This window comes from Kitasatospora sp. SUK 42 (assembly GCF_015776785.2).
GTDB lineage: Bacteria > Actinomycetota > Actinomycetes > Streptomycetales > Streptomycetaceae > Kitasatospora.
Genome location: NZ_LFMD02000002.1, coordinates 1,540,276 through 1,552,680, shown reverse-complemented (window position 1 = coordinate 1,552,680; position 12,405 = coordinate 1,540,276). Strand labels below are relative to the sequence as shown.

The following is a 12,405-nucleotide window of genomic DNA, read 5'->3' as shown; positions in this document are numbered from 1 at the left end:
ATTCGACGGCGCCATTCAATGGCGCTTCGCGTACTCGGGGACGGTGTGCATCGGGGGGCGTTCGAGGGCGGTCACGGGGTGGGTGTGGGCGGTGAACTCGCGCGTGTCCGGATCGCGGGTGAACTGGGTGAGGTGGGGGTGGACGAGGTCGGCGGAGGCCTTGAGGCGGTGGGTGCGGTCGAGCCGTTCCAGGGCGGTGCGGTAGATGGTGGCGGCCATCCGGCCGAGGGCCTGGCCGTCCTGGTGGCGGTGGTGCCGGACACCGACGTCGACCTGGGCCAGGGCGTCCAGCCCGACGAGTTCCAACGCGTCGACCAGCAGGCCGAGTTCGACGCCGTATCCGGTGGGGAAGGGCAGCCGTTCGAGCAGTGAGCGGCGGGCCGCGTACTCGCCGCCGAGGGGCTGGACGAAGCCGGCGAGCTCGGGCCAGTGGAGGTTGAGGAGGGGGCGGGCGACGAGTTCGGTGACCCGGCCGCCGCCGGCCGGGACGATCGCGCCGGTCTCCGTCTCCAGGGGGCGGTCGTACATGGCCTTGACCAGCTGGATGTTCTCGTCGGTCAGGAGGGGGCCGATGATGCCGGAGACGAACGCCGGGTCGAACTCGCGCAGGTCGGCGTCCACGAAGCAGACGATGTCGCCGTGGGTGACCAGCAGGGAGCGCCAGAGCACCTCGCCCTTGCCGGGGACGGCGGGCAGCCGGGGCAGGACGGCGTCGCGGTGCTCCACCCGGGCGCCGGCCCCGGCGGCGACGGCGGCGGTGGCGTCGGTGGAGCCGGAGTCGACCACGACGAGTTCGTCGACGAGGGGGAGGCGCTCCATGAGTTCGCGGCGGATGGTGCGGACGATGTCGCCGACGGTGGCCTCCTCGTCCAGGGCGGGGAGGACGACGCTGACGGTGCGGCCGGTGCGCCGCTTGGCCTCCAGCAGGGTGTGCACCGGCCGGTCGGCCGCGCTCCAGGAACGGCGGTGCAGCCAGGACGCCGCCTGTGGGAGGAGTGCGGGGGTCGGTTCGGCGGGCACGGACTCTCCTCGGCGGGTTCGGTGGGACGTGTCATCTCGCGTGGCGGACGGTCCCGTTCGGGGTTGACGCCTTCGGATACAGTCTTCGTACAGCGGTCGGACCTTTGCACGCCGGGGTCTCCGCTGAGCACCACCACAATTTCACAAGCTCATCCAGAGGGACTGAGGGAACGGCCCGTTGACGTCCCGGCAACCTTCTCGCTCGGCTGTCGTCGACAGGCCCCGGCGGGACAGGTGCCAATTCCGGCCTGTGGCGCGACCGCGTCACGGGGAAGATGAGGAGAGAGGCCTCCGCCATCATGGCTATCGACACTGCCGCACCCTCCCCCAGCCTTCGGCCGGGGGTACCCCCAACCGTCGACCTCGGCCCCGCCGCCGCGCTGTCCTGTCGGGAGTGCGGCACCCGCTTTCCGCTCGGTCCCAGTTTCGCCTGCCTGGAGTGCTTCGGGCCGCTGGAGATCGCGTACGAGTTCGGCAGCGAGGGCGCGGAGGAGCTGCGCAAGCGGATCGAGGCCGGTCCGACGTCGATCTGGCGCTACGCGCCGCTGCTGCCGGTTCCGGCCGACGTCGCCTCGAAGCCGAACCTGAACCCGGGCTGGACCCCGCTGGTGAAGGCGGACAACCTGGGCCGGGAGCTCGGTTTCACCGCGCAGCTGCACATCAAGGACGACTCGGGCAACCCGACGCACTCGTTCAAGGACCGGGTGGTGGCCTGCGCGATCGAGGCCGCCCGGGCGTTCGGCTACACCACGCTGTCCTGCTCCTCGACCGGCAACCTCGCCGGCGCGGTGGGGGCGGCGGCGGCCCGGGCCGGCTTCCGTTCGTGCGTGTTCATCCCGCACGACCTGGAGCAGGGCAAGGTCGTGATGGCCGGGGTGTACGGCGGCGAGCTGATCGGCATCGAGGGCACCTACGACGACGTGAACCGCTTCTGCTCGGAGCTGATCGGGGACCCGGCCGGTGAGGGCTGGGGCTTCGTGAACGTCAACCTGCGCCCGTACTACGGCGAGGGCTCGAAGACGCTGGCGTACGAGATCTGCGAGCAGCTCGGCTGGCGGCTGCCGGAGCAGATCGTCATCCCGGTCGCCTCGGGCTCCCAGCTGACGAAGATCGACAAGGGCCTGCAGGAGCTGATCAGGCTCGGGCTGGTGGAGGACCGGCCGTACCGGATCTTCGGCGCCCAGGCCGAGGGCTGCTCGCCCGTTTCGGGCGCGTTCAAGGCGGGCCGGGACGTGATCAAGCCGGTCAAGCCGGACACCATCGCCAAGTCGCTGGCGATCGGCAATCCGGCGGACGGCCCGTACGTGCTGGACATCGCCCGCCGTACCGGCGGTGCGGTGGAGGACGTGACGGACGCGGAGGTCGTGGCGGCGATCCGGCTGCTGGCCCGGACCGAGGGGATCTTCGCCGAGACCGCGGGCGGGGTGACCGTCGGTGTGCTGAAGAAGCTCGTCGAGACCGGTCAGCTGGACCCCTCCAAGGAGACCGTCGCGATCAACACCGGTGACGGCCTGAAGACGCTGGACGCCGTTTCCGACGCCGGGATGACCGCCGTCATCCGCCCGACGCTGGAGTCCTTCCGCTCCACCGGTCTCGCGTCCGCCTGAACCACCTCTCACCCCCCGCTAGGAGAACCATGAGCGCCAACGTCCGCATCCCCACCATCCTGCGCACCTACACCGGCGGCGTCGCCGAGGTGACCGCCGAGGGCGTCACCCTGGCCGAGGTCATCGCCGACCTGGAGAAGAACCACGCGGGCATCTCGGCCCGCATCCTGGACGACGCGGGCAAGCTGCGCCGCTTCGTCAACGTGTACGTGAACGACGACGACGTGCGCTTCGAGCAGGGGCTGGAGACCGAGATCAAGGACGGCGCCAAGGTCTCGATCATTCCGGCGGTGGCCGGCGGCTGCTGAGTCGTTCCGGGCCGTGTTTCGGCCGCCCGTGCGTACGGAATTCCGCTCTCCGTACGCACGGGCGGCCGCTCGTATTTCGGCTGGAATATTTCCGAGTCAAGTCGGAGTAGAGTGTGGCTCGAATGGGAACAGGGTCGCCCCTCCGATCGTGCGGTGTTTCGCCGGAGGTCGTCCGGCCGCTGGGACCGGTCCGGGGCCGGGGCCGTGAAACATGTCAGGCAGATGTCAGAATTCCTGCGGGGATTTGAGTAATTCGTCCGCTATGTCCGGTGCGGAATGCCGACTTCCTTCCGATTTGCTCGCTGTTGTCTCTTGACGGGGCTTTGGAATTACCGGCGGCTGGCCCTGTTGCAGAGGGCGTCGATCCGGATACATTCAGCCGCGGTCGACGTAATCACCCGCTCACCGGAAGCCGCCCGGCGTTCCGTGCGGGGGGTTGCGGCGTGCACGGCTGGGCTCAGGGGGGGTTCCCCGGGCCGGCCTTCAACCAGACCCGGGCCCGCGACCTGCGGGCGCGTGAAGGGCCAGCACAGCACTAGGGGAGTTCGGAATGGCTCAGGGCACCGTCAAGTGGTTCAACGCGGAGAAGGGCTACGGCTTCATCGCGGTCGACGGTGGTGCGGACGTCTTCGTCCACTACAGCGCGATCCAGATGGACGGCTACCGCACCCTCGAGGAGGGCCAGCGGGTCGAGTTCGAGATCTCCCAGGGACAGAAGGGCCCGCAGGCGGACATGGTCCGCGCGGTCTGACCCCCTTCCGCTCCAGGAGCTCGGCGCGGCCCACGGCTGGTGACCACTCGCTTCTCGGCGGGCCCGTACGACACGCGTCGTACGGGCCCGTTCGCGTTCCCGGAGGGGCTCAGCGGCGGCTCGCGGGTTGGCGATTGGGCTTGCACTCGACCACCCGGAGTGCTAATCATTGGCGTTAGCACTCTCAGCTTGAGAGTGATAAGCGGACCGGGTCGGTGAGGTCTCGGGGAGCGGTAGGGGAAGGGACCCCCGCACACCCGGACCGTCCGTCGCGGGCACCCCTTGGTCCGAGCAGTCGACCGTGTCCCGGAGGACCACTTCAGATGGCCAAGATCATCGCCTTTGATGAGGAAGCTCGCCGCGGCCTTGAGCGTGGCATGAACCAGCTCGCCGACGCGGTGAAGGTCACGCTCGGCCCCAAGGGTCGCAACGTCGTGCTGGAGAAGAAGTGGGGCGCCCCCACCATCACCAACGACGGTGTCTCCATCGCCAAGGAGATCGAGCTCGAGGACCCGTACGAGAAGATCGGTGCGGAGCTCGTCAAGGAGGTCGCCAAGAAGACGGACGACGTCGCGGGTGACGGCACCACCACCGCCACCGTGCTGGCCCAGGCCCTGGTTCGCGAGGGTCTGCGCAACGTCGCCGCCGGCGCCAACCCGATGGCCCTGAAGCGCGGCATCGAGAAGGCCGTCGCCGCCGTCTCCGACCAGCTCCTGGCCCAGGCCAAGGACGTGGAGACCAAGGAGCAGATCGCCTCCACCGCCTCCATCTCCGCCGCCGACACCCAGATCGGCGAGCTGATCGCCGAGGCCATGGACAAGGTCGGCAAGGAAGGCGTCATCACCGTCGAGGAGAGCAACACCTTCGGCCTGGAGCTTGAGCTCACCGAGGGCATGCGCTTCGACAAGGGCTACATCTCCGCCTACTTCGCCACCGACCTGGAGCGCATGGAGGCGACCTTCGAGGACCCGTACATCCTCATCGCCAACTCCAAGATCGGCTCGGTCAAGGACCTGCTCCCGCTGCTGGAGAAGGTCATGCAGAGCGGCAAGCCGCTCGTCATCATCGCCGAGGACGTCGAGGGCGAGGCCCTGTCGACCCTGGTCGTGAACAAGATCCGCGGCACCTTCAAGTCCGTCGCCGTCAAGGCCCCGGGCTTCGGCGACCGCCGCAAGGCCATGCTCGGCGACATCGCCATCCTCACCGGTGGCACCGTGATCTCCGAGGAGGTCGGCCTCAAGCTGGAGAACGCCGGCGTCGACCTGCTGGGCACCGCCCGCAAGGTGGTCATCACCAAGGACGAGACCACCATCGTCGACGGTGGCGGCGACAGCGAGCAGGTCGCCGGTCGCGTGAACCAGATCCGCGCCGAGATCGAGAACAGCGACTCGGACTACGACCGCGAGAAGCTCCAGGAGCGCCTCGCCAAGCTGGCCGGCGGCGTGGCCGTCATCAAGGCCGGCGCGGCCACCGAGGTGGAGCTCAAGGAGCGCAAGCACCGCATCGAGGACGCCGTCCGCAACGCCAAGGCCGCTGTCGAGGAGGGCATCGTCGCCGGTGGTGGCGTCGCCCTGCTGCAGGCCGGTGTCGCGTTCGACAAGCTGGAGCTGGACGGCGACGAGGCCACCGGTGCCAACATCGTCAAGGTCGCGCTGGAGGCCCCGATCAAGCAGATCGCGACCAACGCCGGCCTTGAGGGCGGCGTCGTGGTGGAGAAGGTCCGCAACCTCCCCGCCGGTCACGGCCTGAACGCCGCCACCAACGAGTACGTCGACCTGGTCGCCGAGGGCATCATCGACCCGGCCAAGGTCACCCGCTCCGCGCTGCAGAACGCCGCCTCCATCGCGGCGCTGTTCCTCACCACCGAGGCCGTCATCGCCGACAAGCCGGAGAAGGCCGCCGCGGCCGCCGGTGGCGGCATGCCGGGCGGTGACATGGACTTCTGATCCTGATCGCTCAGATCGGATCGGCTGGTTCCTCGTCCGTGTGGGCGGCTCCCTTCGGGGGGCCGCCCACACGGCGTTTCGCGGCAGTCGGTGCTTCGAGAGAGGATGGACGGATGGCTTCCGACGACATCGAGACCGCCCTGCACAACGCCCGGGCACTGATCCTGGCCGACCTCACCGCGCGGGACGTGGCGGACGCCGCCGTCGTCTCGCTGGTGGAGCAGGCCGTCACGCACCGCCGCTGGTGGCTGGAGCAGTGGCCGGACGGCACCGAGTACGTGCTCGGGCTGGTCGCCCAGGACGTCCAGGACGCGCTGCTGGAGGCGTACGGGCGGTGGCCGCTGTGCACCGCCTGCGCGGCCGACGGGGACCCGCACGCGTTGAGCGTGGAGCCGGAGCTGGGGCCGGAGCCGCACTGGGTGTGCGGCAAGCAGGGCGCGGTGGTGGCGCCGGTGGGGGAGCTGGTCTAGAGCCCGTCGAGCCCGTCGAGTTCGGCCGTCAGGTTGGCGCGGGCGGCCGCCGTGAGGCGCTCGTGCGCGGCGGGGGTGCGGTAGAGGGCGGGGAGCGCCAGGATCCCGCGCAGGACGGCGGCCCGGCCGGCGCGGAAGTCGGGCTCCGGGACGAAGCCGTACTCCTCGCGGACGGCGGCCGCGTACGCCGCGTACTCCTGCGGGGCGCCGCCGAGGACGGCGAGGTCCGCGTCGCAGAGCACCTCGCCGTTGCGGTCGCCCGGGGCCGGGTCGTGGGTGACGGTGAGCAGGACCAGTCGTTCGACCTCGGCCACCAGGGCGGCGGGCAGTCCGGCCGCGGTCAGCGCGCGGTGGGCCAGGGCGGCGCTGCGCTCCTCGTTCTCGGTGCGGTCGGGCCGGTAGACGGCGTCGTGGAACCAGGCCGCGAGCCGGACGGCGTCCGGGTCGGCGGCGTGGTCGGCGAGCCCGTCGACGTGTCGCAGCACGGCGCGCAGGTGTTCGACGGTGTGGTAGCGGCGCTGCGGCTCCGACCAGCGGCGCAGCAGCTCCCGGCCGTACGGTTCGGGGTCGTCGGTGGCGCCGCGGCGGTGCAGCAGGGTGGTCCAGTCGGCCAGCAGGTCCTCGGTCGCGGTAGGCATGCGGCTCATTGTGGTGGCTGGTTCCGATGGACGGGATGTGCCGGTCGACGATATATGTAGACGTATGACAGAACGCTCCATGCAGGAGCCAACGCTGCTTCTGCTCACCGCGCTGGCCGATGCCCCGAGGCACGGCTACGCGCTCATCCAGGAGATCGCCGCGATCTCGGACGGCCGGGTCAAGATGCGCACCGGCACGCTCTACGGGGCGCTCGACCGGCTGCTGACCCAGGGTCTGATCGAGGTCGCCGCCGAGGAGGTGGTGGACGGCCGCGCCCGGCGCACCTACGCACTGACCGACACCGGGCGGGGCGCGCTGGCCACCGAGGCCGAGCGGCTGAGGACCGTGGCCGCCGAGGCCGAACGGCGGCTGTCCGTCGCCGTCGCCGTTCCGAGGGTCAGGGGGGCCTTCGCATGAGCATGGCCGATTCGACCGTCGCCGTTCGAACGGCACTCGCCTTCTACCCGGGCCGCTACCGCCGTGAGCGCGGTGACGAACTGGCCGTCGTCTTCGCCGACACCACGGCGGAGGCGGGCGTGGCCGCCAAGGTCCGGGAGCTGCTCGACCTGGGCGCGTACGGGCTGCGGATGCGCACCGGGCTGACCTCGACGTCCCGGGGCGGGCGGCTGGCGGTGCTGGCCGCACCGCTGGTGGCCGGGGCGGCCGGAGGGCTGGCGGCGGGCCAGGCGCTGCTGAACTACCTGGAGTCCGGCATGCCGATCGGGGGCTGGGGGCTGCTGCACCTCCTGCCCTACTGGGCCCTGCTGGGGGCGGCGATGCTCTCCGCCGTCGCCGCACTGCTCGGGCGGTGGACGGCGGCGAAGCTGCTGGCCGGGGTGTCGGCGCTGGCGGCCGGGGTCGACCTGGTGTGGTCGGTGAGCGGCGCCGTCGTCCAGCCGCTCTGGTACCTCCTCGAAGCCTTCCAGTGGGACGGCCCGTTCGTGCTCTGGGCCCTGCTGCTGCTGGCCGCGCCGAAGGACGCGTTGCCGGTGCCGACCTGGCGGGAGCGGGGCCTGCTGCTGGCCGCGGCGGTGCTGACCCCGGTGGCGGCGTTCGCGGACAACGTCTACACCAGCTGGTACGAGCTGGACACGCAGTGGCGGGCGCTGATGATCGTCGTCCCGCTGCTGATGGCGTTGACGGCGGTGCGCGGCTGGTACCAGGTGTCCGTTCTGGGGCTCGCCGTCCTGCCGTGGGCGCTCGGCGTCAACCTGCACGGGCTCTGGCAGCAGGAGGGTGGGGCCTGGAAGCTGCTGCCGATGGCCGTGGCGACGGTCTCGGTGGCGATCGCGCTGGCTCTGGTCGGCCGGCGGAAGGGTCCGGACGGGCGCCAACTGGCTTGAGCGTTCGGACGGCGGGGTCGCCGGGGGCGGGCGGATGTGGCAGGCTGTCGAATATGTCTAGACCAATTTTCGAAGTCATCGCGCTGACGCCCCAGGACGCCCAGGCCGCCGAGTCGGGCGGCGCCGACCGGCTCGAACTGGTCACCGACATGGCCTCCGACGGGCTCACCCCGTCGGTCGAGGACTTCGCCCGGATCCGGGCCGCCGTCGGCATCCCGCTGCGCGTCATGCTCCGGATCCGGGACGGCTTCGCCCCCGGCGACCTGGACGAGCTGTGCGCCCGGGCCTCCGCACTGCGGGCCGAGGGTGCCGAGGAGTTCGTCCTCGGCTTCCTCGACTCCGAGGGCGCCGTCGACCTGGCCGCCACCACGGCCGTCGCCGAGGCGATCGCCGGCTGCCGCTGGACCTTCCACCGGGCGATCGACCACAGCACCGACCGGGCCGCCCTGCGCGCCGCCGTCGGCGCGCTGCCCGGGCTCGACACCTTCCTCACCTCCGGCGCGGCCGCCGGGGTGGACGCCGGGCGCCAGGTGCTGGCGGCCGAGCTCGCCGACGCGGGCGAGCCCGGGTACGCCCAGCGGATCCTGATCGGCGGCGGCCTGCGGGCCGAGCACCTCAAGGAGCTGCGGGCGGAGGGCTTCGACGCCTTCCACGTCGGCGGCGCGGTGCGGGTCGACGGCTGGCAGACGCCGGTGGACGCGGCCAAGGTCGCCGAGTGGCGGGCGCTCATCGACGCCTGAGCGTCGTGTTCTGCCCGGAGGGGCCGGTCCCGTGTCCGGGGCCGGCCCCTCCGTTCCTCAGCCGAGCTGCGAGGGCAGCGGCTCGGCGTGCAGCACCGTCAGGCCGGAGACGGCGCGGGTCAGCGCCACGTACAGCCGGCGCAGGCCGGTCCGCTCGTCCGGCTCGCCGGCGACCACCGCGGCCGGCTCGTCCAGCACCACGTAGTCGTACTCCAGGCCCTTGGCCAGCGAGGCCGGGACGAGCGTCAGCCGGGCCTCGGCGCTGGTCTCCGTACCGGGGGCGAGGTGCGGCAGCCCGGCGGCGGTGAGCGCCTCGGTGAGCAGCGGGATCCGGGCGTCGGCGGCGATCAGGCCGGTCGAGCCCTCATGCTCCAGCGCCTCCCGGCAGGCTTCCAGAACGGCCTCCGTCAGCCCCCCGTCCGCGATCTGGCGGATCGTCAGCGATCCCGGCGTCTCACGGACGGAGGTGGCCGGGGCCAGGCCTGGGGCGATCACGGGCAGCAGCCGGGAGGCGTACGCGATGACCTCCTCCGGCACCCGGAAGCCCTTGGTCAGCTCCTCGACGTGCGCCTCGGGCTTGCCCAGGTGGCGCAGCGCGTCCGGCCAACTCGCCGTCGCCCAGGGGGTGGTGCCCTGGGCGAGGTCGCCGAGGACGGTGGCCGAGCCGGTGGTGCAGCGGCGGCCGACCGCGCGGTACTGCATCGGGGAGAGGTCCTGGGCCTCGTCCAGCACCACGTGCCCGAGCGAGGGCGTGCGCTGCACCAGGTCGGCGGCCTCGTCGACCAGCACGGCGTCGGCCGGCGTCCAGCGGGCGGTCTTCACCGAGCGGCCCGGCTTGGGCCACAGCACCGCCTGCTGCTCCTCGGGGGTCAGCACGCCCTCGGCGCACTCGGCCAGGAACTCCGGTTCGGAGAGCAGCCGCAGCACCAGCTTGGCCGGGTCGACGGCCGGCCAGCACTCCTTGACCACGGCCTTGACCGCGCTGTTGCGGGCCACCGCGTCCTGCACCCGGTCGTCCGGGGCCTCGCCGCCCTGCTCCATCTTCAGCAGCACGGCGTGCGCGATGCGCTGTGGCAGGGCGTCCCGGGCGGCGCCGTAGCGGACCTCGCGGCCCTTCAACTCCTCGATGATCTCGACCAGTTCGTACACGGGTACGCGCCACCGGCGGGAGCCGCGGACCACCACGCAGGGCTCGGTGGGCAGCGTGATGCCCGCCCGCACCGCCCGGCGCAGCACCTCGGACATCCGGGCGTCGCCCTTCAGCCGGGCCGCCTCCGGGTCGTCCTCGCCCCTCACCTCGACGTGCGCGACCAGCTGCTGCACGGTGGCCTGGGCGACCTCCAGCTCGCCGAGGGCGGGGAGCACCTGCTCGATGTAGGAGAGGAAGGCGTTGTTCGGGCCGATCACCAGGGTGCCGGTGCGGGCCAGCCGCTCGCGGTGCGCGTACAGCAGGTACGCGACGCGGTGCAGGCCGACCGCGGTCTTCCCGGTGCCGGGTGCCCCCTGGACGCAGATGGTGCCCGTGATGTCGGAGCGGACGATCTCGTCCTGCTCGGGCTGGATGGTGGCGACGATGTCGCGCATCGGGCCGACGCGGGGCTTCTCGATCTCGGCGGCGAGCAGGGCGGAGGTGGTCTCCCTCTCGGCCGGGTCGGTGAGGTGCTCGTCCTCGTAGGCGGTGAGCTCGCCGCCGGTGTAGCCGAAGCGGCGGCGGCGCTCGACGTCCATCGGGGCGGTGCGGCTGGCCCGGTAGAACGGCTGGGAGACCGGCGCGCGCCAGTCGATCACCATCGGGTCGCCGTCGGCGTCGTGGACGTGACGGCGGCCGATGTAGAAGTTCTCGCCCCCGCCGCCCTCGCTGAGCTCCTCGCTGATCGCGTGGAGGTAGTCGAGGCGGCCGAAGAACAGCGGGGTGTCGGCGAGGTCGGCCAGGGCGGCGATCCTGGCCTCGATCTGGTTCTGGAGGATGACGGCGGTGACCCAGGTGCCGGTCACGTCGCGGATGTCGAGCGACTGGACGTCCTCGCGCATCGCTCGCAGCGCGGCCCGGGACGCGGCGAGGTGGTCGCGTTCGCGCTGGAGGGGGTCGGTGGTGGGGGTGGCGGGCACAGCGAACCTTCCCGGCTGCCCCGGAGGCGGGCGCAGCGGATCGATGGAGCTCACGGTGAGGACAGCCGACCGGTTGCCGTGCGGTCGACACCTCCCCCGGCTGCCTGCGGGACACCGGCAGGTACCACGGTTCGGGAGGGGGCAGACGGACGATCTTAGACCCGTCCGCCCCGGGGTTCCAGCCCCGCCGGTCGCGGGGGCCCGGCCCGGAGGGGCCCCGGGTCGCGCTCCCGCGGGTCTCAGGGTTGTGCTCCTGCGGGTCTCAGGGTCGCGTCCCCGCAGGTCTCAGGGCCGTCCGTACACCTGGAGGACGACCTCCGTCCTGGTGGATGCGGCCTTTGGAGTGATGCCCGGAACAGGTCGGGTGCCTACCGTTGAAGACATGAGCACCCAGAACCGCACCCCCCGTACCGGCCCGGCCGGCGCCACCGCCACCCAGGGGCGCCACCGCAACCCGCTCAGCACCGCCGTCCGCAACGTCGGCATCGCCCTGGACACCGCCGCGCGCGTGATCTTCCTCGGGCGCGACGGCGTCCGGTACTGATCGCCGAGGCCGTCCGCTGTTTCCGGTGGAAACAGCCCGGAGGCCTGCCGTCACCGGCGCTTCCTGAAGCCCCACCGTGACCGTTCGACCGCTGTGCCGCCCTGCTGCTGCGGAACCGGCGGGGAATCGGCCTCCACCGGCAGGGATCCGTTCTCTTCGCCCGGGGAGGGGGAGCCGGCCGCGTACTCCGCGACGAAGTTCCGCACACCGAGCAGCTGCTGGTTGATGCTGTCCCGCTTGCTGGTGAGCTCGGCCAGCTCGCGCTGGGAGTCACCGAGCAGCTCCGTGGCCCGCGCGTTGGCCGCCGCGACGATGTCATCGGACTGCCGCTGGGCCGTCTCGACGGTCTGGACGGCCCGGCGCTCGGCCTCGGTGCGCAGCTTCTCGGCCGCCAGCCGCAGCTCTTCCGCCCGGTGCTCGATCTTGGACAGGCGCTCCTCGGACTTGGCCTGACGGGCGGTGATGTCCCGTTGGGACTGCTCACGGCGCTTGGCGAGGTTGGTCTCGAAATCGATCGCGGCCTGGGCGGCCTTGGTGCGGGTCTCCTCGAAGAGGGAGTCCGCCTCCTCGCGCTTGTTCTGGGCGTCCTTGTCGGCCTGGGCACGCAGCCGGGCCACCTCCGCCTCGGCGTCGGTGATCTTCTGCCGGGCCTCCTCATCGGCCTGTTCCCGGACCCGGGCGGCCTCGTCACGGGCGGCGGTCCGGAGCTGTTCCGCCCGCTCCTCCGTTTCGTCGAGCTGCCGGAGCCGTTCCTCGGAGACCTGCATGGCCTCGGCCACGGCCCGGAGCTGTTCCTCCTGTTCCCGGGCGATCCGCTCGCGGTCGACCGCGCTGTCCGCCTGTTCCAGCTCCACCTCCAGCTTCTGGCAGCGTTCCTCCGCCTCGGCCTGGGCCCGGCGGGCCTGTTCCAGTTCGAGGCTGACGCGGG

13 protein-coding genes and 1 riboswitch are annotated in these 12,405 nt (G+C 71.8%); of the genes, 9 read left to right on the top strand and 4 right to left on the bottom strand.

The window, feature by feature from the left end; all coding sequences use genetic code 11:
* Positions 1-15: 15 nt before the first annotated feature.
* The gene (locus tag RZ50_RS06610; protein WP_196948080.1) at positions 16-1,020 is read right to left on the bottom strand and encodes a glucosyl-3-phosphoglycerate synthase; all 1,005 of its coding nucleotides are present in this window, start codon (positions 1,018-1,020) and stop codon (positions 16-18) included.
* Between the two features lie 146 nt (positions 1,021-1,166).
* Positions 1,167-1,302: riboswitch (SAM riboswitch) on the top strand.
* A 17-nt stretch (positions 1,303-1,319) separates the two neighbouring features.
* Between RZ50_RS06610 and thrC the strand changes: the two genes are divergently transcribed.
* From thrC to RZ50_RS06585, 5 genes are all read left to right on the top strand, one after another.
* On the top strand, positions 1,320-2,627 hold the full coding sequence (thrC, locus tag RZ50_RS06605; protein WP_196948081.1) for a threonine synthase: 1,308 nt from the start codon (positions 1,320-1,322) through the stop codon (positions 2,625-2,627).
* A gap of 29 nt (positions 2,628-2,656) precedes the next feature.
* Positions 2,657-2,935 carry a MoaD/ThiS family protein gene (locus tag RZ50_RS06600; RefSeq protein ID WP_196948082.1) on the top strand — a complete coding sequence of 93 codons (279 nt, stop codon included), beginning with the start codon at positions 2,657-2,659 and terminating at the stop codon, positions 2,933-2,935.
* A 550-nt stretch (positions 2,936-3,485) separates the two neighbouring features.
* Complete coding sequence (locus tag RZ50_RS06595) at positions 3,486-3,686, top strand: cold-shock protein (RefSeq protein ID WP_153461112.1); 201 nt, start codon at positions 3,486-3,488, stop codon at positions 3,684-3,686.
* A gap of 323 nt (positions 3,687-4,009) precedes the next feature.
* Entirely contained in the window at positions 4,010-5,632 is a 1,623-nt protein-coding gene (gene groL / locus RZ50_RS06590; protein WP_196948083.1) for a chaperonin GroEL, read from the top strand.
* 113 nt (positions 5,633-5,745) lie between these two features.
* Complete coding sequence (locus tag RZ50_RS06585) at positions 5,746-6,102, top strand: hypothetical protein (RefSeq protein ID WP_196948084.1); 357 nt, start codon at positions 5,746-5,748, stop codon at positions 6,100-6,102.
* On the opposite strand, the gene RZ50_RS06580 is transcribed toward RZ50_RS06585, so the two are convergent.
* On the bottom strand, positions 6,099-6,740 hold the full coding sequence (locus tag RZ50_RS06580) for a hypothetical protein (RefSeq protein ID WP_196948085.1): 642 nt from the start codon (positions 6,738-6,740) through the stop codon (positions 6,099-6,101). The genes RZ50_RS06585 and RZ50_RS06580 overlap by 4 nt on opposite strands.
* A gap of 64 nt (positions 6,741-6,804) precedes the next feature.
* Here RZ50_RS06580 and RZ50_RS06575 point away from each other — a divergent pair, with 64 nt between their 5' ends.
* From RZ50_RS06575 to RZ50_RS06565, 3 genes are read left to right on the top strand one after another with little or no spacing between them, the layout of a single operon-like run.
* Positions 6,805-7,158, top strand: a complete 354-nt coding sequence (locus RZ50_RS06575; protein ID WP_196948086.1) for a PadR family transcriptional regulator — start codon at positions 6,805-6,807, stop codon at positions 7,156-7,158.
* On the top strand, positions 7,155-8,084 hold the full coding sequence (locus RZ50_RS06570; protein WP_196948087.1) for a hypothetical protein: 930 nt from the start codon (positions 7,155-7,157) through the stop codon (positions 8,082-8,084). Before RZ50_RS06575 ends, RZ50_RS06570 begins: the two co-directional genes overlap by 4 nt.
* Positions 8,085-8,137: 53 nt before the next feature.
* The gene (locus tag RZ50_RS06565) at positions 8,138-8,824 is read left to right on the top strand and encodes a copper homeostasis protein CutC (protein ID WP_196948088.1); all 687 of its coding nucleotides are present in this window, start codon (positions 8,138-8,140) and stop codon (positions 8,822-8,824) included.
* Positions 8,825-8,881: 57 nt separating this feature from the next.
* Here RZ50_RS06565 and RZ50_RS06560 read toward each other — a convergent pair whose 3' ends face one another.
* The gene (locus RZ50_RS06560) at positions 8,882-10,933 is read right to left on the bottom strand and encodes an ATP-binding domain-containing protein (protein ID WP_196948089.1); all 2,052 of its coding nucleotides are present in this window, start codon (positions 10,931-10,933) and stop codon (positions 8,882-8,884) included.
* A gap of 382 nt (positions 10,934-11,315) precedes the next feature.
* Between RZ50_RS06560 and RZ50_RS06555 the strand changes: the two genes are divergently transcribed.
* Positions 11,316-11,477 carry a hypothetical protein gene (locus RZ50_RS06555; RefSeq protein WP_196948090.1) on the top strand — a complete coding sequence of 54 codons (162 nt, stop codon included), beginning with the start codon at positions 11,316-11,318 and terminating at the stop codon, positions 11,475-11,477.
* Positions 11,478-11,527: 50 nt separating this feature from the next.
* Here RZ50_RS06555 and RZ50_RS29840 read toward each other — a convergent pair whose 3' ends face one another.
* Positions 11,528-12,388 (bottom strand): cellulose-binding protein, encoded by an 861-nt coding sequence (locus tag RZ50_RS29840; protein ID WP_374199901.1) that lies wholly within the window; start codon positions 12,386-12,388, stop codon positions 11,528-11,530.
* Positions 12,389-12,405: the final 17 nt, after the last annotated feature.

Bases quoted from the DNA above. Each gene is read 5' to 3' on its own strand.
- groL (WP_196948083.1), top strand. From the start codon at position 4,010: ATGGCCAAGATCATCGCCTTTGATGAGGAAGCTCGCCGCGGCCTTGAG.
- RZ50_RS06600 (WP_196948082.1), top strand. From the start codon at position 2,657: ATGAGCGCCAACGTCCGCATCCCCACCATCCTGCGCACCTACACCGGC.
- RZ50_RS06595 (WP_153461112.1), top strand. From the start codon at position 3,486: ATGGCTCAGGGCACCGTCAAGTGGTTCAACGCGGAGAAGGGCTACGGC.
- RZ50_RS06570 (WP_196948087.1), top strand. From the start codon at position 7,155: ATGAGCATGGCCGATTCGACCGTCGCCGTTCGAACGGCACTCGCCTTC.
- RZ50_RS06580 (WP_196948085.1), bottom strand. From the start codon at position 6,740: ATGCCTACCGCGACCGAGGACCTGCTGGCCGACTGGACCACCCTGCTG.
- thrC (WP_196948081.1), top strand. From the start codon at position 1,320: ATGGCTATCGACACTGCCGCACCCTCCCCCAGCCTTCGGCCGGGGGTA.
- RZ50_RS06565 (WP_196948088.1), top strand. From the start codon at position 8,138: ATGTCTAGACCAATTTTCGAAGTCATCGCGCTGACGCCCCAGGACGCC.
- RZ50_RS06555 (WP_196948090.1), top strand. From the start codon at position 11,316: ATGAGCACCCAGAACCGCACCCCCCGTACCGGCCCGGCCGGCGCCACC.
- RZ50_RS06585 (WP_196948084.1), top strand. From the start codon at position 5,746: ATGGCTTCCGACGACATCGAGACCGCCCTGCACAACGCCCGGGCACTG.
- RZ50_RS06575 (WP_196948086.1), top strand. From the start codon at position 6,805: ATGACAGAACGCTCCATGCAGGAGCCAACGCTGCTTCTGCTCACCGCG.